Origin of the sequence: Arcicella sp. BE140, from assembly GCF_031456255.1 — a bacterium.
In the GTDB taxonomy this organism is placed as follows: domain Bacteria; phylum Bacteroidota; class Bacteroidia; order Cytophagales; family Spirosomataceae; genus Arcicella; species Arcicella aquatica.
In genome coordinates, this window is sequence record NZ_JAVDUE010000014.1 from 111,321 (window position 1) to 132,538 (window position 21,218).

General features: G+C 35.7%; 17 protein-coding genes. 12 read left to right on the forward strand and 5 right to left on the reverse strand.

The genetic code is table 11. From position 1 onward, the window contains the following. Positions 1–175 precede the first annotated feature (175 nt). Complete coding sequence (locus J2Y60_RS18450; protein ID WP_309922080.1) at positions 176–1,210, forward strand: hypothetical protein; 1,035 nt, start codon at positions 176–178, stop codon at positions 1,208–1,210. Positions 1,211–1,615: 405 nt separating this feature from the next. After that, positions 1,616–4,189 (forward strand): DUF3696 domain-containing protein, encoded by a 2,574-nt coding sequence (locus J2Y60_RS18455; RefSeq protein WP_309922077.1) that lies wholly within the window; start codon positions 1,616–1,618, stop codon positions 4,187–4,189. A 273-nt stretch (positions 4,190–4,462) separates the two neighbouring features. Here J2Y60_RS18455 and J2Y60_RS18460 read toward each other — a convergent pair whose 3' ends face one another. From J2Y60_RS18460 to J2Y60_RS18480, 5 genes are read right to left on the reverse strand one after another with little or no spacing between them, the layout of a single operon-like run. Continuing rightward, on the reverse strand, positions 4,463–7,573 hold the full coding sequence (locus J2Y60_RS18460; protein WP_309922074.1) for a type I restriction endonuclease subunit R: 3,111 nt from the start codon (positions 7,571–7,573) through the stop codon (positions 4,463–4,465). 1 nt (position 7,574) lies between these two features. Then, positions 7,575–8,735 (reverse strand): AAA family ATPase, encoded by a 1,161-nt coding sequence (locus J2Y60_RS18465; protein WP_309922072.1) that lies wholly within the window; start codon positions 8,733–8,735, stop codon positions 7,575–7,577. Between the two features lie 14 nt (positions 8,736–8,749). Then, positions 8,750–9,865, reverse strand: a complete 1,116-nt coding sequence (locus J2Y60_RS18470) for a restriction endonuclease subunit S (RefSeq protein ID WP_309922067.1) — start codon at positions 9,863–9,865, stop codon at positions 8,750–8,752. A 19-nt stretch (positions 9,866–9,884) separates the two neighbouring features. Beyond that, entirely contained in the window at positions 9,885–10,901 is a 1,017-nt protein-coding gene (locus J2Y60_RS18475; RefSeq protein ID WP_309922062.1) for a PDDEXK nuclease domain-containing protein, read from the reverse strand. A gap of 3 nt (positions 10,902–10,904) precedes the next feature. Beyond that, a complete protein-coding gene (locus tag J2Y60_RS18480; protein ID WP_309922059.1) occupies positions 10,905–12,452 on the reverse strand; it encodes a type I restriction-modification system subunit M in 1,548 nt (515 codons plus the stop codon). Positions 12,453–13,200: 748 nt separating this feature from the next. Here J2Y60_RS18480 and J2Y60_RS18485 point away from each other — a divergent pair. The 10 genes from J2Y60_RS18485 (at position 13,201) to J2Y60_RS18530 (ending at position 21,173) form a co-directional block, all read left to right on the forward strand. Then, on the forward strand, positions 13,201–13,674 hold the full coding sequence (locus J2Y60_RS18485; protein ID WP_309922057.1) for a hypothetical protein: 474 nt from the start codon (positions 13,201–13,203) through the stop codon (positions 13,672–13,674). A 446-nt stretch (positions 13,675–14,120) separates the two neighbouring features. After that, the gene (locus J2Y60_RS18490) at positions 14,121–14,552 is read left to right on the forward strand and encodes an HYC_CC_PP family protein (RefSeq protein ID WP_309922052.1); all 432 of its coding nucleotides are present in this window, start codon (positions 14,121–14,123) and stop codon (positions 14,550–14,552) included. Between the two features lie 157 nt (positions 14,553–14,709). Then, entirely contained in the window at positions 14,710–15,282 is a 573-nt protein-coding gene (locus J2Y60_RS18495; protein WP_309922047.1) for an AraC family transcriptional regulator, read from the forward strand. Between the two features lie 24 nt (positions 15,283–15,306). Next, positions 15,307–15,768: a hypothetical protein gene (locus tag J2Y60_RS18500; RefSeq protein WP_309922045.1), complete on the forward strand. Its 462-nt coding sequence runs from the start codon at positions 15,307–15,309 to the stop codon at positions 15,766–15,768. Then, the gene (locus tag J2Y60_RS18505; protein WP_309922042.1) at positions 15,761–16,369 is read left to right on the forward strand and encodes a hypothetical protein; all 609 of its coding nucleotides are present in this window, start codon (positions 15,761–15,763) and stop codon (positions 16,367–16,369) included. Before J2Y60_RS18500 ends, J2Y60_RS18505 begins: the two co-directional genes overlap by 8 nt. Positions 16,370–16,423: 54 nt before the next feature. Next, complete coding sequence (locus J2Y60_RS18510; RefSeq protein WP_309922040.1) at positions 16,424–16,831, forward strand: hypothetical protein; 408 nt, start codon at positions 16,424–16,426, stop codon at positions 16,829–16,831. A 47-nt stretch (positions 16,832–16,878) separates the two neighbouring features. Continuing rightward, positions 16,879–18,057, forward strand: coding sequence for a TolC family protein (locus J2Y60_RS18515; RefSeq protein WP_309922036.1), 1,179 nt, complete (start codon positions 16,879–16,881; stop codon positions 18,055–18,057). Beyond that, a complete protein-coding gene (locus J2Y60_RS18520) occupies positions 18,054–19,745 on the forward strand; it encodes an efflux RND transporter periplasmic adaptor subunit (RefSeq protein WP_309922033.1) in 1,692 nt (563 codons plus the stop codon). Before J2Y60_RS18515 ends, J2Y60_RS18520 begins: the two co-directional genes overlap by 4 nt. Positions 19,746–19,772: 27 nt before the next feature. Continuing rightward, the gene (locus J2Y60_RS18525; protein WP_309922030.1) at positions 19,773–20,135 is read left to right on the forward strand and encodes a heavy metal-binding domain-containing protein; all 363 of its coding nucleotides are present in this window, start codon (positions 19,773–19,775) and stop codon (positions 20,133–20,135) included. Between the two features lie 30 nt (positions 20,136–20,165). Then, positions 20,166–21,173 (forward strand): heavy metal-binding domain-containing protein, encoded by a 1,008-nt coding sequence (locus tag J2Y60_RS18530; RefSeq protein WP_309922027.1) that lies wholly within the window; start codon positions 20,166–20,168, stop codon positions 21,171–21,173. Positions 21,174–21,218 lie beyond the last annotated feature (45 nt).

The window sequence follows — 21,218 nt, forward strand, 5'->3', positions numbered from 1 at the left end:
GTAAGGCTTTTGAAAATTGTTAGTCCGTTTGACCTATTAAATTTAAAATAGGGGAATTGTTTAGAATTACTAAGAAAACAACTACTTTAGGAGTTACAAAAACTGGCAAAACAATATAAAAAGTATTTGTAATACTTTTTATATTAGCGAGTTGCCTGCCATTAAACCGACCATCATGACAAGTCAAGACGAAATTGAGAAAGTACACGGAAACGGTGTTCATTTAGTAATTCTTGGAGCTGGTGCAAGTATCGCTTCCACATTGAGAGACCCAGAACTCAACGGAAAAGTCTTGCCAGCAATGAATAACATTGTTGATATTGTCGGTCTGCAAGACATAGTTTCTACATTACCGAAAGACCTGCAAGCTCTCAGCAACGACTTTGAGAAAATGTATAGTAAGCTTTATGATGCAGCAAATTTGAGAGCGGAAAAAGAAGAAATAGAAAATAGGATTTATGATTATTTCAAAGATTTAAAACTTCCTGAAACGCCTACAATCTATGATTATCTTGTTATTTCACTTCGCCACAACAAAGATGTAATTGCAACTTTTAATTGGGATCCTTTTTTATATCAAGCATATGTACGAAATGGAGAGTTCACAAAATCTCCCGGCATCTTGCATCTGCATGGTAATGTTGCTTTAGGGTTTTGTGAGTTTGACAGAACAATTGGTCCGGCAGGTTGGACATCAAAAGCTACTCTCAAAGATTTTGAACCTACAAGGCTGTTGTATCCTGTTGAAAAAAAGAACTACAATTCAGACACTTTTACTACAGGACAATGGGAAGCCCTACAAGACGAATTGAAAGTTGCACAAAGGGTTACAGTTTTTGGATATAGAGCGCCTCAATCCGATATTGAGGCTATTCAAATAATGCAAAATGCTTGGGGAACTCCGGATGATAGGGCAATGGAGCAATTTGAACTAATTGACATACGAAAAGAGGAAGATGTGAAAGCTTCATGGGATAAGTTTATTCATAGTCACCATTATGATTACCACACGGATTTTTTTAAATCTTCTATAGCACGTCATCCAAGAAGAAGCGTCGAAAGCTATCATCACTGGTCAATGCCAATGACACCAAGCGAGGCATTTCAAGACGGCAATCCCGTACCACAAAATTTCAAAACATTAGAAGAAATGTGGGACTGGTATAAACCATTAGTAGAAGCAGAGGAAAAATTCTACAACGACAAATAATGGCAGGTAATAATTAAGCCTTCGTCGTGGCTGCAAGCCAAACCATGAAGGAATGAGGGAAGAACTTAACTTGGGGCATCGGGCGGCTTCAGTGGTTTATTTTATGGAGTTATTGTTCGACTTGAAGATTTTGGAAGAGCAGGTTTTGCCTGCTTTTTTTTAGTGCTTGTTTCTCATTTATAGTAATCCCCATGTTTTAAAGTAAGTCTTTTGAAAGTTGTTCGTCTGTTTGACCAATTAAATTTAAAATAAGTTAATTATTTAGAATGACTGAGAAAACAACTACTTTAGGAAGTATAAAAACTGGTACAACAATACAAAAAGTATTGCAAAACTTTCGCATAGTTGCGATTTGGACATAACTCAAGAAACCAAGCAAATATTGGATTTAAATTTAAAATAATAATGCCAAACTTAAAGGGATTAGGTTTACAAAATTTCAGGACTTTCAATAACAAAGAAAATCTTGAGTTTTCACCAATTACATTAATCACAGGTACAAATAATGCTGGGAAAAGCTCTGTTTTCAAAGCAATACAATTCTTGGTTCATAATTTTAAAGACGGAATTGTTTCAGAAACCTTAGATTTTAAGTCTATGAAACATGAACTTGGAAATCTTGAACGTATTTTTAATAGAGTTTCAATGGCAACATTTAAAAACTCAAAAAATATCAAAAGCCAAAGTATGTATTCGAGACTTTCGGATTTTCATAGAGAATATGACAACAAATCCAGAGAACTTGAACTTCCAATTTTTGAAGAGGACGAAGATTTAGTTTTTGCATTTCCAATAAAATTTGGGGGTAGTCGAGAGATAAGTGCGACTTTAGAGGTTAGATATGAGTTGAATCAATTTAAACATCAGGAAGGAGATAAAGAACAATCTGTTGTTTCACATAATATTAAAAGCATTGCTATTGTAAAGGATGGGAAATATCTACATTGGTCGAATATAATCAGGTATAGGGAAGAGTATCAAGATGATGCTGCTGAATGGGAAATGAAAACAAGTATTGATTTGAAAAAAATCATTCAACTTATCATAGAAACACCTTTTATAGAAATAGAGGAAGAAATTGAACCTAATAAAAAAACTGAAGACTATTTTACTATTGATTTATTTAGTAGGATTGAAAAGTATAAGGGTGTATTTTTTGATTTTCCTTTTTCCAAATACAAAAAAGATAACTACCAAGACTTTACTGAAAAACTTATCAAAGGGAAAAGCTTATTCTCTGATTATTCGGAATTAACAGAAGAAGAAGAAAAGTCAAAACTATTAGCATTAGAACAAAAGGTTACTGCTGAACTTCTTAAAGGAAGAGATAATAGCCAATTCAACATTTTAGATTGCTTCAAAAGGAATAATTTTTCTGGCATGTTTAACGGAATGGAAAGAGACATTGTGAGAGCTGAACTAAAAAAAGAGAGTCCTGATGAAAAAAAAGAAACTAGCATTAAATTGAATTTGAGTAATTTATTAATAAAAACAACACCTAACAGCCAACTTTTTACAAGTCTTTTGGAAGCAATAGAAAAAGATTTTTTAGATGCTATTCAGAAAAAAATTAATAGTTTAAAAAAGGTTTACTTTTTACCAACTACAAGAGGTAGAAATAGAGAATGGTTTATTGACGAACAGAATAGTGAAGACATCCAGATTGTAAGAGATTTCTCAGCTATATATTTAGAAACTCACCAACAAATCAAAGAATTTATAAACTTTTGGATTGGGAAAGGAGAGACTAACGAACTGGATGAAAATGGAGAAAAGAAACTTAAAGGCTTCAAAATTGGAAAAGAACTTTCAGTTTATAGAGATGAAGCGATAGGGTTAACTAAGATTTTTTTGATCAATTTTGACGACACAAAAACGCCTTTGGTTGATTTGGGGTATGGAATATCCCAATTACTTCCAATCATTATGAAAATAGCTATTATTGCCCAAAAGCATCAATTAATACATGAATATGATTGGGATGATCAAGATAGATTTAATGAAGAACGAACAATATATTTTAGCCCTTCAACTTTATTAATCGAAGAACCTGAAGCGAACCTTCATCCATCTTTACAATCAAAAATGGCAGAATTATTTATTGATGCTGCCTCAAGGTTCAATATTCAGTTTCTTATAGAAACACATAGTGAGTATCTAATTTATAAATTTCAAGAATATGTAGGTCAAAAAATAATATCTCCAAGTGAAATTAAGATGTATTACTTCAATCATCCCAATGATGTCAGAGAAGGGGTGAAAGATAAGTACATCAGTCATGTACAGATAGGTGAAGACGGTAGTGTTGATTATGACAAGTATTTTGGGAAAGGATTTTTTGACGAACAGACTAATTTGAAACTAAGTTTGTTAAATATTCAAAGAGATAGATTTTTACATGACTTTGATGAATTAAAAAAGAATAAAGAAGAGTATGAAAATAAAATAACTGAATTAGAACAAAAAATTGACGATTATATTAATAAATTGGACATCCAGATGTATCAAACGGTTATAAATACTCGGTTTGATGTTTCCAAAATATCCTCAATTAGTGCTAAATATTTGTCTTCTGGTCAACTTTTACTTAATACAATTCATGAATTAAGCGATTTCTCACCAGTCATAATTCAATATGGGAGAACTATAGAGAATGAGCTAAAGGAGATTTTTATTGCAATTGGAATTACAGATGTTAAAAAATTAATGCTTGGAAAATTTCAAGGCTCTCTTGAAAAATATAAAACAGGAACAACAACTCAAAGTCCATTTAGTAATAATGAATTAGTCCAATTACCCTCAGAAATGTCGAACAGATTTGAAAATCCCCAAAGTTTAAAAATTGAATTACTTGAGGAAATCAGGGTTGGGAGGAATGATTCGGGGCATTCAGGACAAACAAAGACAAAACAAGACGCTATAAACTATATTGAGAAAGTTAATGAGTTTCTTGACAAATGGATATTAGAAAAAAAGTAAATAAAAGCGCATAACACATCAAACTAGTCGTAGGTTGTTTCCTACGACTCAAAATGTTAAAGAGCGTCACACTCGTACAATGTATCAGGGATAAATATTCCTTTTGCTTTGCAGCATTTTAATATATTCAATAAGCCCTTTCGAGTGTGAGGCTCTTCCTTGTTTTTGGTCTTAGAGAGCCTAAGACTAGTTGGAGTAAAAATAACTATCTAACGAGATGGTATAAGAAAATGTTGACCAGTTAGTACTATTTTTACAAATAGCTTCCTGTCGTTAAAGCTGGCCACCTACACCCTTAAATTTCTCAATAAAGGTGGTAATCTTTTGAAAAATACGCTGTTTTTTGGTCAAATACTGTGGATTTAATGGACTCATCTTGGGTAAAATAGCATTCAGTTCTGTTCCGTTTTCCGAAGCATATTCACGCTTTAAGGATGTTGTAATATATCTTTTTGCTGCTTCTACATTCAAATTCTCTTCTGTAATTAGTTCAGAAGCCTCCATTTTCTGTTTATCTTGAGCATAAGAGAAGAAAGCATCTATAATGTTTGCTTTATCTTGAATAGCATCAAGCTCTGTTTCATTAATAAAATCAACAACCAAACTTTCTTTTGCTCTATTGGCTATGCTGGCACGGATAACCCTACGAATTTCTTCTATTAACTCAACTTTATCTTTATTTTTTTTATTGTTTTCAAAAATTAACTCAAGAATATAGTCTAAGTTGATCTCTTGTGATTTAAGCAGGTCTATTTCAAACACTACATCATCCCAATCAATTTTTGATTCTTCGGTTGCTGCCCCGCTTTTTTGCTGTCTTAGCCAGTCACGAATATCATTATAAGTAGAACGATAATCTTGAACAGTTCTTTCTGCTAACAATTCAATTGCTTGCATACCAGAGATATCGTCATCCGTTACAAAATGAGTCGCTTTAAATGCCTCTACAGCTTCGGCATCATGTATATCTATTGTTTTAAGTGCTTTGACATGTGTAAATTCATCATAATTCTGTAATATGTTTTCTACACGCAAGTACTCTCCAAATAGCTTTGAGAACTCTTTTTTGTCTTTCTCCGTAACTATTTCATCAGGATTTGGAAACTTCTCATTTAATTCTTTTACAATATCGCTATAACCTCTGCGTGCTTCTCCTGTGGCAATGTCCGTAAAGCCTTCCAAATATTCTTTGTAACTCTTTTCAAGGACTACGTTTTTGGTGCTGCTATCTCCAAACAGCGTAATGGCATCAATAGTTGCTTTTTCTAAATCTCTGAAAGTAACAATATTACCAAAGGTTTTTGTGGCATCATAAATACGGTTGGTACGTGAAAAAGCTTGCATTAAGCCATGATAACGCAGATTCTTATCAACAAACAGCGTATTAAGTGTAGGGGCATCAAACCCTGTAAGGAACATACCAACAACGATGATAAGGTCAACCTCTTTACTCTTTACACGTTTGGCAAGGTCACGATAATAATCTTGAAACCCTTTACTATCAATACCATAATTCATTTTAAACATGGCATTATAGTCATTGATGGCTTTTGTTAAAAATTCCTTGGCACTGCTATCCATTGCTGAGGGTTCAAAAGTCTCATCCACGATAGTACCTATGGCATTCTGTTCTTCATTGGCTGCAAAGGAGAAGATTGTTGCTATTTTTAGTGGCTTATCGCCATCTTTTTGCAAACGGTTTAGTTCCTCATAATAACATTTGGCGGCATCAACACTACTTACTGCAAACATGGCATTAAAACCTTTGTTACTCCCTTGATTTCTATGGGTTTTTAGCCTGAAATTCTGTAAAATATATTGAGAAATTTCTTTGATACGAGCAGGATGAAGTAAAGCTGTTCTGTTTTCTGCTGCACTTAGTTTTTGCTCATCTTGTTCTGATTCTATCCCCTTAAACAGTGGACGAACATTGTTATAATCAACTTTGAATTTTAGTACCTTTTCATCTCTAATGGCATCCGTAATTACATAAGAATGTAACTCTCTACCAAATACACTTTGGGTACTCTCTGCTCCAAGAGCGTTTATTCCTGCGAAAATGGGCGTTCCTGTAAAACCAAATTGATAGAACTTTTTAAACTTCTTGTTTAAGTTCTTTTGTGCTTCGCCAAATTGTGAGCGATGGCACTCATCAAAGATGAATACTACTTGCTTTTGATAGATGTCTAAATCGCTCTCACTTTTCATGAGGTTATTCAGCTTCTGAATGGTGGTGACAATGATTTTGTTATCGTCCTTTTCAATATTCCGCTTTAAGCCTGCTGTACTGTCTGAACCGTTCACACTATCGGGCGAAAATTTCTTATACTCATTCATGGTTTGATAGTCTAAATCCTTTCTATCTACCACAAAGAATACTTTATCAATGAAACTCATTTGCGTGGCTAACTGTGCGACTTTAAAACTCGTAAGGGTTTTGCCTGAGCCTGTAGTATGCCAAATAAAACCGCCACTTTCGGTTTTGGACCAATTTTTAGCTTGATACGAACTAGCTATTTTCCATAATATTCTTTCTGTGGCTGCAATCTGATAGGGTCTCATAATTAGCAGCGTATCGCTGGTATCAAAAACCGAATAGGTGAGCAATACATTTAAAAGTGTTTGTTTCTGAAAAAACGTTGCCGTAAAGTCTTTTAGGTCTTTTATCAAGGTATTGTCAGCCCTTGCCCAGTTCATCGTAAAGTCAAAGCTGTTTTTATTTCGCTCTACAGTGTTGGCAAAATAACGGCTGTCTGTACCATTTGAGATAACAAAAATCTGTACATATTTAAAGAGAGAGTTTTTACTATTAAAACTCTCTTTAGTATAACGGTGTACTTGATTAAAAGCTTCTCGGATAGCCACTCCACGCTTTTTTAGTTCTACTTGCACTAAAGGCAAACCATTGACTAATATGGTTACATCATAACGGTTGGCTTGTGTGCCTTTTTGTTCAAATTGTGATATTACCTGTACTTTATTACGGGCAATATTCTTTTTATCAACTAAGTAGATATTTTGGATATGTCCATCATCAAATACAAAATCGTAAATATAATTATCATGTATCTTCCTTGTTTTTTCAACAAGGTTATCACTTGGCTTGTCTAAATATTCCTCTATAAATCGTTTCCATTCACTATCCAAAAAACTCATGTTGTTGAGTGCCTGTAATTGAACTCTTACATTGGCAAACATGGCTTCCATCGTGCTAAGGTCGGAGCGATATTCATAACCTTGATTCTGTAAATCTTGGATTAGCTCTTTCTCTAAAGCTGCTTCTGTTTGATAGCTAACAGATAATTCAAAAACTTCTGAAAGTTTAGTATATCTATCAAGGACTATGAAGTTATTTGATTCTGCGATGGTATTATACTGTGACATTTTATTCTGTTTCGCTATTATTAACAATTGTATTAAAGTGGTAAACGCTTTTTACTTCACTCACTAAGAAACTTAACACTCTCTTGTCATTATCATCAATAATTGAAATTTCTTCTCCATTATGTTTAGAATGACTTGAGAGATTGATTATTCGTCTATAATATGCTTCACGTGACTCTTGTGGCAAAAGGTCTTCCCATTTATTGTATCCAAGAAAGGTGGACGTTTTTTCTAAAATGTTACGAAGAAAATTATAGTGATACTTTTGAATATTCCCAGAAGCTATTGCCTTTTCAAGTTCAGATAAAAGAAAAAGATGATAAGAAAAAGGTGAGTCTTTGGGCTGGACATCAAGTGAAAAAGTACCATCACTCAATTTTTCTAATCGTTTCTTTTCACAGTGTTTGGGTTTGTAACCAAAACGAGAATCAGCATTGTTAAATTCATTGAATAGCACATTATAAAATAAAGGATTGTGTGTTGTAATAATGAATTTTAATTCCGAAGTGCTTGACTTAATTAACTCCGCAATATTTACAGCCAATTCAATTAGATGTGTATCATCTAGTGAACTCACGGGGTCATCAATAAACACATATTTTAAATTGTCAAACTGATTGGTGGCTCGTTCGTCTGGTTCTGGAACGTTTAAAATCTCAACAATTTGTTCAAGTAGGCTGTAAAATACACACCAAATAAAATTACTTTCTTCTCCTTTAGATATTTTTACATTATTAACACTTTGGTCATCACCTCGTTCTATTGAAAAGGTTACCTCAGAAAAATCTGAGCTGAATCTTGGTGTTAAGAATTGATTAGTATAATGTTGAAAGTTAGAGACGATGTTACTATCAAGACCTTGGTCTTTAAGAAAACCGAGAGCTAAATTAGTAAAACCATTGGGACGTATGGTAAGTTTTCTAATTAGGTCAGTATCCAAATCATTATCCCAGTAGAACAAGTCTTCTGTAAACGCATTGTAGTACATTATTTTAATACTTGATTCTTTTTGTTCTTCTGTATCAGTCTCTTTGGGAGCTAACAATTCTTTAAATTCACGTGATAAGCGTGTTTTTCCTGTGCCGTTAAATGCGTAGATTAACTGCACTTTTTTTGTAGAATTCTTTAGTTCCTTTGCTATTTCGGTTAATGACTGACCCATATTATACTTTTAAATTACTCTTTTGGAAAAGTTAATAATAAATCTCGATAATACTCATACTGCTGCTTCCGTAAGGCTATCTCTTTTGGCAATCCTTCACTGATTGAAGTAGTGAGGGTATCGAATTTGTCAAGAATGGAAACGATACGAGTTTGTTCTTCTAGTAGTGGAACGGGGATAGGAAATTTAAGAAACATAGGTTTTCTCATGGATGTAACAGAGGAGCTAACAGAAGTTTTCTCTATGTAAGAATAGAAATTAGCTACGATATAATGATAAACATACCTTGGACTAATTTCTTTTACATTCGGTACAATCCTATAGGCTCTTTGGTGTAGTGCATATTTACCAACAGCCCAATGAAAAACCTTACCAACTCCCACGCCATCTCCTGCCGTAATAATGGACGTTTCATCAAAATCATATGTGTCCAACCTCAAAGGCGTAATACCTCTTGCATAAAAGATATAATCTCCATCAGGAATAGCATCTTGAGTATCATGACTACCTGTGCCAATGAAGGCTACCTCCCCCAAAGTTTTCCACTCCACTTCTCCCTCTTCAAAGCTTAGCAATTGCTCTCGATAATACTCATACTGCTTTTTACGTGCTGTAAGCTCTGCTGTAAGCTCTGCTGTAAGCTCGGAAAAAGTATCAAGAATACGAACAATTTTTTGTTGAATTTCAAGTGATTTTTTCGGATTTTCTGGGCATGGAATGGGAATAGGAATTTTTTCAATAACTGGTGCATCTAATGTAGGAATACCAGCTTTTCTAACTCTGGATTGTAAGAAATGTTGCTCCCCGATTAGAAAGTAATAAAGAAATTTATTGTTTAACTTTTCTGAATGTTCAATACTATAACAACCATCAGAAGACCAAAAGTCAACATCACTATATCCCACAGTACCTGCTGAAGCTCCAACATTTATTATCATTACGGAATTTGCGGGTCTATTTTTTTGTTCGTAATAACCCAAAGGCTCCAAACCTCCATGAAAAACAGGAAACTTCTTATCACTTGATAGTTGCTCTCTAGTCAATCTTCGTCCACGAAGTACATTTGTTACCTCCCCCAAAGTTTTCCACTCCACCTCAACTCCTTCTAATAATTTATCTAAATAGCTCATGCTTTTATTATCGTAATAATTAGTTGTTATAGGCTTTTATTTCATTTACCAACAAGTCTTGCAATTGGTCTTTTGGTAATAAAAGCTGATATTCTGCCACGCCAATAGGTTTATTGATGTCTTGGAGGGCAATTTCTACATCTAAATGGTCTTTATCGGCACAAAGAATAATTCCGATAGAATTATTTTCGGTTTCGCCCTTCTCCAATTTATCAAGTAACGACAGGTATAAATTCATTTTGCCTACATATTCGGCTTTAAAACTGCCTATTTTTAATTCAACAGCTACCAAACTTCGCAAACCACGATGAAAAAAAAGCATATCCACAAAATACTCTTTGTTATTGAATTCTAAGCGGTATTGGTTGCCGATAAACGTAAAGCCTTTGCCTAATTCTAAGACAAAGTTTTTGATTTTTTCTACCAATCGTTTTTCCAACTCCGTTTCTTTTACTTTCTCGGTAATGCCCAAAAAGCCAAGATTATAACGGTCTTTAAACACTTCGTTGGCATAATCTGCATCAATGGCGGAAAGTGTTTCATTAAAATTGTGTGATTTAATTTGTGTTTGATGATGGCTGAAACTATCCATTTTGATGGCATTGAGCAACCAGTCTCTGCTCCAGCCTTTGCTTATTGCTTCGTTGGCATAAAAAAGTACAGCTTCGAGCGACTGAACCTTATTGATTAACAACAAATTATGCCCCCATGGCAAAACTGCTACAGCTTGTAGCAGTTTTTGGTCTGCTTGATAGTAACGCTCATAAAATAGTTTCATATTCCACAAATTGCGGGGCGATAAGCCCATATCGGGAAATTCTTTTTTGAGGTCAACCGAAAGTTGATTGACCACAGCACTACCGTAACCTTCGGCTAGTTGTTTTTCAGCAATCAACTTACCAAGATTCCAATAAATAGATTGTGCGGCACTGTTTAATTGTTTGGCTACTATTATTCTGGTTGTACGAATTTGCTCAACCGCTTGTTTCAAAATACTTTCGTATTCTTCCTTATTTAGGCTTATTTCTTGGCTCATCGTTTAACCTTCAATTTCGTTTATAATGGCATCGATACTGCTACGTAGTGCATTTATTTTCTCTACGGTTGTGGCAATCTCTGCGTTTAATTGTACAATATCTACTTTCTCACGGGTATCTTTTGTTTCTATATAAGAGCTTACCGAAAGGTTATAATCGTTTGCTGCAATGATGGCATTGTCAATAGATTTTGCTACGTGTTCAACATCTTCTTTACTATCAAACATTGCCATAATCTTTTCAATGTGGTCATCATTAAGCACATTGTTGTTGGTGGCTTTTTTGAAGAAATCTTCACCACTTACATCAATAAACTGCGTTTTAGTATCAGGCTTACGCTTTGAAAGTACCAGAATAGTAACAGCGATAGAAGTACCAAAGAAAAGGTTGGGAGCTAAAGAGATAACAGTTTCTACAAAGTTATTGTCAACCAAATACTTTCTAATCTTCTGTTCAGCCCCACCACGGTAAAAGATACCCGGAAAGCAAACCAAAGCCGCCCTACCTTTACCAGAAAGATAACTAAGTGCATGCAATACAAAAGCAAAATCGGCTTTAGATTTAGGAGCAAGCACCCCAGCAGGAGCAAAACGGTCGTCATTAATCAACGTAGGGTCACCGTCACCAATCCATGGTATAGAGTAAGGCGGATTAGAAACAATGGCATCAAAAGGTTTATCATCACCAAAGTGTGGGTCTGTGAGCGTATTACCGAGGGCAATATTAAACTTGTCGTAGTTGACATTGTGCAAAAACATATTCATACGAGCCAAGTTATAGGTCGTATGGTTTATTTCCTGCCCAAAGAAGCCTTCTTCAATAAGATGGTTATCAAAGTGTTTTTTGGCTTGCAACAATAAAGAGCCCGAACCCGCCGCAGGATCGTATATTTTATTGACGGTGGTCTGCTTGTGCATGGCTAATTGTGCAATCAGCTTTGATACACTTTGTGGCGTAAAAAACTCACCCCCCGATTTCCCTGCATTAGCGGCATAATTAGAAATTAGAAATTCATAAGCATCGCCAAAAAGGTCTATTTGGCTATCTTCAAAATTTCCAAAATTCAGTTCAGCAACTCCTTTGATAACCGCTGCCAAACGGCTGTTTTTATGTTCAACGGTATTGCCAAGCCGTGTACTTGTCGTATCAAAATCAGCAAATAATCCTTTTATATCTTCTTCAGAAGGATAACCGTTTGCTGAACTTTCGATGGCATCAAAAATATCTTTTAAGTCGGTATTAAGATTAGTATTGGTATTGGCAGTTTTAGCGATATTTACAAAAAGTTGACTGGGATAAATAAAATACCCTTTTGTTTTGATGGCATCATCTTTTATATCGGGCATTATAATTTCATCAGATAAGTCGGCATATTTGATACTGTCATCACCGCCTTCAATATAATTAGTAAAATTTTCACTGATAAATCGATAGAATAGCGTTCCTAATACAAACTGTTTAAAATCCCACCCATCCACTGAGCCACGTACCTCGTTGGCTATTTTCCATATTTTAGCTTGTAATTCTGCTCGTTGATTTGTACTTATCATTTTTTAATAAATCTTTTGGGTTTAATCTCTCTTCCAATACTTCTTTCATGCTCTTCATGTCTGTTTGAAAAATGGTCGCTAAGATAGACCTAATATTTTAACTATCTCCTTTTGCAATATGAAATTAATGGAATTATTGTCAATCTCAAACTGACCCTAGGTTGCTTCCTACGACTCAAAATGTTAAAGAGTGTCACGATCGTACAGAAGCCGATGAAGCTCCTAACAAACCGCACTTGAAAATATTTCCTCTTTCCATCAGCATTTTTTGTGTCGTTTACGTAGCTACTAAGCCATATTGAATTAAGTCATCAGAATCACCTATTTAGAAATCCTGCTACATGAAAATGCAGGTTCTGTCATCACAAGTTCCCCCTTTCCTAAACGCTTTTTCCATTGGCTTCCACATAGGCTTTTATTCAAGAGCCAGATGCTGTTTTGTCCCATTTCAAGAGCAAAGGTATGAACGTGTTCTTAACCCAGAAACAAGGTCAAGCCTTGTGTTTGCCCAAAAAATCTCCACCCATGCGGGTCGTATTTATTTGGTAAAACCTTGTTCCTGCTAAACACTAACCTTTTATGCTCATGAAACGAAACAAAGCATACTCCGGCTCTTTACACGAATAAAAAAAATGTCAGACATGAAAATATACAGTATTGAAAATGGCAATAAAGAGAAACGAAACAGCACCACCTCTCATTGCCGAATAAATCTAAATAAATCACATCAAATTCAATAATATAAAATATGGCAAATTGGTGCAGTAATATGGTTGTCTTCGAGGGAAGTACCGAAGCAATCAAACAGATACAACAGCTTTTCGAAGCAATGAAGGAAAACGAAGAGAAAACCGAAAAAGGGCAACTACCCGACTTTACAGACAATACTAACGGAGGTTATTTTTTCAATATCTATTGGAACGAGGGAGACGAAGGCATATTTCAGTATGAGACAAGATGGGCACCCAATTCCGAAATATTAAGAACGATAGCAGAACGGTATCTTTTGAACTTTACTCATGACTATGAGGAAATGGGCAACAATATATACGGTAGAGCAAGTTACCAAAATGAAATACTGGACGATGTATGTTTAAGCGATGAAGAATTGGAATTATTTTCGTTTGACGAAGAAACTGATACCTATCATTTTGAAGGAGAAGTCTACGAAATTGAATATGAGATATTGGAAATTCTTCTGGAACGAAAACTATCTTTCTGAAATTAACAGATTTAAAGGTTTGTTGCCTCAATGTAACAAACCTTTAAAAGCTATAATTGCTCTAATGTATAGCATACCAATTAGTTTTAACTTGATTAAGAATATCTTTCTACCACAGTCTGGCAGATTTTACCAGAAAAAAAATTTGATGGATTCAAACCACGTTTAAGGAGGCGGAACTTTATCAACTCTTTACTTAACATAATAATAATTATATAACTTTTATGAATGAATAAAATAAGATATAAAAGTTGTAAAAATAAAAAATCTGAATGGAAGCTATTAAACTATTTTCATAGCAACGTTTTGATAAACACATAAATATTTTATACGAATCTCAAAATATGTAAATTTTCTCAAACCCGAAAATTATATAAAACAAACACCTCAAAATATAACACCTTGAATACAAGGTTATTAGTATCTTTGCGTTTTAGTAATTGAAAATGAAATCACGTTTGACTCGCATATTTTGTTTGCTCATGGCAATGCAGGTACTTTTCATGAGTACGGGCTTTTCCATGATTGAACATTATTGTAAGCTAAAAGGCAAACAAACTTTCATTTTTTCTTCTCCTCCTAAGTGTTGTTTCAACAAAATTAAGCACGAAAGAAAGTCTGGAAATTCGTTTTTGAAGAGAGCGAAATGTTGCAATGAACAAACGACTCTTCTCAAAATAAATCCTAATGCTTCACAAGGGCATGAAATTGCACAAGAATTTCAAACTCCCAATTGGATTGCCATTACTCCAAAGGTATTGTCTTTTTCAACTTGGGTGTCCGCAGCCGTATCTTTCCAAGTTCCTCATTTCCATAGTCCCGCACCCCCACTTTCAGGGCGTAGCCTTCTCATTTTTATCCAATCGTTTCTGATCTGATACAGTTTATTAAAATTGTAAGTTGTCTCTATGCTTTTGCATGAAGGCAATTCAATTTTATGACAAACTGTATTTTTTTATGTCTTTATTTATCGTAATGCCAGTTTTAATCTGAAAATCAATTTTCTATTTTCAGCCATTTGCATTCGATAATCAAATGTATTTTACAGAAACAAGCATGATTTTATATATCAAAAACATGGTTTGCGAAAGGTGTAAAATGGTAGTGGCAGACCTCTTTAAACAAATCAATATTGTACCCATTAGGATAGATTTGACCGAAGTTGAGATTTCGGAAGAACTGACCGAAGCCCAAGAAAATACGCTTCGCAATGGTTTGGAACGAGTTGGATTTGCAATATTAGATGATAAACGAGGTCAAATAATTGAGAAAATCAAAACAACTATCATTGAATTAGTCCAACAACAACCCGATGTTTTACGGAAAATTAATCCATCGTTATACATTGCTGAAAAAGTAGGAAAGGAATATAAATACCTAACTACACTATTTTCGGAAGTCGAAGGAAATACGATTGAGCATTATTTGATTCATCAAAAGATTAAGAAAGTCAAAGAATTATTGATTTATGACGAACATTCTTTGAGTCAAATAGCGGATGCTTTGCAGTATAAAAGTGTACAACATCTTTCGATGCAGTTCAAAAAAATAACGGGTTTAACCCCGAGTCAATTTAAAGAATCAAAAAAGCGTGAACAACATAATTAGTTAAACTTCAAACAAAACAAGTACATGAAAAAGTTAATTATTCCCATTTTTGCTATCACTTTGGGCGGTTGTATGAATATGAATTCAGACCAACCACAATTAAATATCAATTATCCAGCCGCTTACGTGGTCAATGGAGAAAGTAGTACCGTTTCTGTGATTAATCTGAATACTAATGAAGTGGCGGATTTGGTGCAATTAACGGATGGTACAGGTACTCAGATGCAAGGAATGAATATGGGAAAATCGCTTGCTTTTCCCCATCATATCTATTTGAATGCCTCAAAAACGCAGGTAGCGATTGCCGCCCCAGGTATGGATTTAAGTGCTGGGCATACGGGCGGTATGGCGGGTATGACAGGAAAAATTGCGGTATTAGATGCGACAACGGGTGTGAACGTAAAGATTGTTGAAACGCCTATTATGAATCACAACGCTATTTATTTCGACGGACGGGAAAGAAATATGGACTTCTCAAATGGATGAAGTTGGTAAAGTATTGGTGTATGATGCTACTACCTTTGCTTTGAAAAATACGATTATGGTAGGAAAAGAGCCAGCCGAAGTAACATTTTCTAATGATGGAACGGTTGCTTTTGTGGCTAATGGAATGGATAATTCAGTTACTGCCATCAATCCAACCACCAAGGCAATTTTAGCTACAATTCCAGTTGGGATGAATCCAGTTGGTGCATGGATTGGTTCGGATAATCGTATGTACGTGGATAATGAAGATGGACAAACCGTTTCAATTATTGACGTAAAAACCTTGAAAGTAGTTGAAACCGTGGCGTTAGGTTTCATGCCAGGTTATGTGGCTTATCAAGGAGATATGAAAGAAATGTGGGTAACAGACCCAATGGCTGGGAAAGTGCATTGGTGGACAAAAGATGCTTCTGGAAAAATGATTCATTCGGGGGCTTTTGCCACGGCGGCGGGAACTCATGCAGTCGCTTTTAAAGATATGACGACGGCTTATGTAACCAATCAAGAAGCCGCCAGTGTTTCGGTGGTGGACGTAATGACACACAAAGTAACAAAAACCATTTCGGTAGGTAAAAAACCCAATGGGATTGTGATTAAGTAAATTTTGCTATTATAAATAATTTTAATATTTCAAATCAATTAAACAATCAAAGTAATGAAAAAAATCACAATGTTATTCGCATTAGTATTGATAAGTTCGTTATCAATATTTGCTCAAAAGGAGAATCACAAACATTCTTCGCCACATGGTGGAATTGTAAAATCGGCAGGTGACTATCATCTGGAAATAAAGACAAGTAGTGGAATGTTAATGGTGTATCTTTTAGACGGAAACGAAAAATCATTGGCTATTGGAAATGCCACAGCTAATGCAACCTTGCAAACCGAAGATGGACAAGTAGTAACGTTAGCACTCCCTTCAAACAAGAAAGATGGTTTTATGGCAATGATAGATAAAAATAAAAAATTTCATAAAGCAATCATTACGGTAAGTTTTAACGGCAAAACTGCCAATGCTACTTTTGACCTTGTTGAAGATGGACACAGTGAACACAAACACTAATTTATACAACAGACAACAAGTCTAATACTGTTTCAAGATTAAATCAAATGCAAAAAATACTCATTTTTTTATTCAGTATGTCAACGCTCAATGGTTTTGCTCAAAAACCATTGAGCGAACAGGAAGCCATTGAAGCCGCTCTTAAAAATAGTGCTGCCCTGAGAGCTTCGGGTTTAGTGATTCGTCAGAATAACGAATTATTGAAAAGTGCCAAGAATTTTAAAAATCCTGATGTTATTTTGGAAAGTCCAACGGGGGAGTTTTACACAATTGGTGTAACACAAACCCTTGATTATCCAACAGTTTATAAAAAGCAAAGTCTTCTCCAAAAGCAACAGATTATTTTATCCGAAAAGGAAAAAGTAATTACCGAAAATGATATAAAATTTAGGGTTAAAAGCCTATATTTAATTTTACAATACAGCGAATCTTTGGTAAAATTATATCAGTTTGAAGATAGTTTGTACGCCCAAATCACACAAAGTTCATCACGTCAGTTTGAGGCAGGTCAGATTGATTATTTAGCAAAAACCTTTGCCGAAAGCCAGTCTGGGGAAATTCGTAATAAATTAGACCAATCACGAGCCGATGTACTGACCAACGTTAAGCAACTTCAACAGCTTTTGGGAATAACGGACAATATTACTTCGACTAACATTCAGCGAAATACGATATTATCCCCCATTAATTTTGAGGAAAATACATTTCCCGAAAATCCATCCATTGCCGTTTTCAAACAAACCGAAGCAATCAATAAAAACTTGATTGAATTGGAAAAAGCCAAGGCAATGCCAGGATTAATCGTGGGTTATTTTAATCAAGGACTGAGAGATACACCCGCCTATTTAAGATTTAGAATTGGATTGAGTGTACCACTTTGGCAAGGTCAGTATAAAAGTCGTATTAAGGCAGCCCAAACGGGATTTGAACTTGCCCAAGAACGTACCAACGCCCAAAAGCAAATTCTTTCAATTGATTTGCAACAAGCACAGGGCGATTTCCAAAAGTATAAACAAGCCCTTGACTATTACGAAACCAAAGGATTGAAACAATCCGAAGAAGTTATTTCAACCGCTACCCGACTTTTTAAGACAGGACATAACGATTATCTGAGTTTTCTGAGAACGCTCAGCGATGCTTATACCATTAAACAACGCTACATTGATGCTTTACGCAATCATAATCAGACGATATTAAACATCAATTATTTATTAGGAAACCAATGAAAAAATCCATTTTAACAAACCTACTTCTTCTCTTTTTGGTATTAGGCAACTTGCAAAAAGTGAATGCTCACGGAGGCGAAGACCACGGAGCGGCAAAAGCTCCATCGGGAGGCGTGAAAGCGTATTTTTCGAGCCAAGCGGTTTCCGAAAAATACGAATTGATATTGAAATTTGAACCTTTGGAAGCGGGTGAAGCGGGCAAATTACGCTTGTATATCAACGACTTTAACACGAATCGTCCGATTGAAAAGGCGACCTTAAAAATTTCAAGCCCCGAAGATGCTAACATAAAATTTGAGATAAAACCTAATGGAAAAGGCGTTTACGAGATTTCGGGAGTGTTTCCAGCCAAAAAGAAATATTCATTATCGGTTAGTATCGATGCGGAATCAGGGGCGGATTTGTTTTCACTTCAAGATATTGAAATTGGAAAAGAATTACCGAAACCAAGTGCAGAAACGGAGGGTATTTCTTCGGCACATTGGTACGAAAAACCGTATTTTTTAGTCGGTGCGGGTTTACTTATTGGAATGTTATTGATGTTTTTATTGAGTAAAATTAGGAATAAAAAAGCCGTCATTGCATCTATCATTGTCATTTGTTTATTGCCAACTGCCAACTGGCAAAAGGCACTCGCTCACGGAGATGAAGGGGCAGGTAGTAGCACAGGAGGGGCATTATCAAACGCTTTTGAAGTACCCAAAGAAACCCAATTTTTGTTTGAAGTATTGACCCAAAAAATCGGTAACGGAGAATTTACCGAAAGCCAAAAACTCTTTGGAACGGTAATGCCTTCTCAAAATGGACAAGCATTAGTACAAACCCCACAAACGGGTAAAATTGTATCACTAAATGCCAGAGTAGGGCAAAGAGTAAGCAAAGGGCAAACCTTGGCGGTCATTGAACAAAATATTGATGCTTCTACCCAAGTGAGTTTCCAAGCGGAACGTAACAATTTAGAAGCGGAATTACAAGCCGCCAAACGGGAATATGACCGTCTGAAAGGAATCGAAGATATTGCCGCTAAAAAAGATGTTTCCGAAGCCGAAGCCCGTTACCAAAAAGCCCAACAAAATTTAAAAGTATTCAAAAATGTTGGTTCAGAAGGCAATGGAAGCTCAAAACTAATTGCCTTAAAATCACCCATCAGTGGAACAATTGGCAATTTTAACTTCTCGTTGGGTTCAACGGTCAATATTGGCGATACTATTTTTACGGTTATAAATTTAGCGAAAGTTTACATCGAAGTTCAGGTGTATGACAAAGATGTAACCTTGGTAAACGGAGCTAAAAAGTTTACGGCAGAATGTAGTAACGATTCTCATAAAACGGCACAACTCAGATTGATTGCCCCAGCTTTAACGGTAAACCCAACCAATCAATCACAGCGAGTTTTGTTTGAATTGGATAATCCTACGGGAGATTTCAAAATTGGCGAGTTTGTCAATATTCGAGTTTTTGCGGGGCAACCCGTTCGAGGAATCACCATTCCGAGCTCTGCCATTAGTGAAATTAACGGTAAACCCGTAGTATTTCTAAAAGATTCGCCCGAAGGTTTTAGTGTGGCTTACGTTTCAACGGGCAATGATAATGGAGAATACACCATCATCAAAAAAGGCATTGAAGAAGGCGAAAGAGTGGTAATTAACGGAACTTACCAACTGAAAATGATTTATCAAAATCAATAATAATTTATAATTTAAACAATTCAAAAAATGAAATCAATCCAAATCCTTGCTACATTTTGCTTAATCGTAGCGGTCTCAACGAGTAATGTTTTTGCCCAAAAAGCAAAGGGAAAAGCCAAAATTAAAAAAGAAGTAACATCGGCGGTTTATGCCTGTTCGATGCACCCCAACATGACGGGTAAAAAAGGCGATAAATGCCCAACCTGTGGCATGGCGTTAGTTCCAAAGAAAGCCGAAGCTAAAAAAGAGGTTGCCGCAGTCGCTTACATTTGTCCGATGAAATGCGAAGGTTCAGCCAGCGATAAGCCAGGTGATTGCCCAAAATGCGGAATGAAATTAGTGGCAGCAACCGAAAAAAAAGATGAACATTCAGGTCATAATCACAAGTAAAAAAATCAAATAATTAACAAACAAAATATCATGAAAAAAGGAGTAAAGTTTTTAGGTTTCGCATCGCTAATGATTAGCAGTATTCTGTTTTTAGGTTCATGCGGTAATGCCACAAAATCAGAAGGTTCAAAAGATTCTACGATGGCAAACATGGAAGGAATGGAAAACCACGATGAACACAGTGGTGGCGAACACACGTATGCTTGTCCGATGCACCCCGAAGTTACGGGCAAAGAGGGCGATAAATGTCCCAAATGCGGAATGAAATTGGAGCATAACGATAATGCAGGGAAAGGAAATGGCAACACCTACAAAATGGAATTTAAGGCAAATCCTACCACCGTGGAAGCTGGAAAAGCCGCCATGTTATCATTTACGCCTAAAATCGTAGGAAAAGAAACCGAATCCGTACCGTTAGATGTCCACCACGAGAAGAAATTACACCTGATTGTGGTTTCAAAAGACCTTTCCTATTTCAATCATATTCACCCTGAATATAACGCATCGGGAAGTTATGATATTTCGGTTTTGGCGAAAGGAAAAGCCTACACCAATGGGGCAGGACATAATGAAACGGTTTTTGAAAAAGGGGGAGATTATATGCTTTTTGCCGATTATTTCCCATCGGGTGGTAACAATCAATTGGAGAAAATTAACTTAAATGTGGGCGGAAGTGCTTATACGCCTGTAACGTATTCAGCCCCAAGATTGGCTTCAACCGTGGACGGTTATACACTTACACTCGTGCCAGAAGGTGGTAAATTTGAAGTGGGTAAATTGGCACATATCGAAGGCGTTTTAACTCAAAATGGAAAGGCAGTTGATGCTGGCACTCTTGAAAATTACTTAGGAGCAAAAGCCCACATGGTCGTAATTGGCATAGAAGAAAAGCAATACCTACACGTTCATCCAGAAGTGGTGAATGGAAAATTTGACCTACACACCACTTTTGAAAAAGCGGGTGTTTATCGTGGTTGGGTACAATTTCAATCTAACGGTAAGGTACATACGGCAGATTTTGTGATTGTCGTGCAGTAAAAGAGTGTTATAAATACTAACGAAAATATCTAATAAATATCAAAA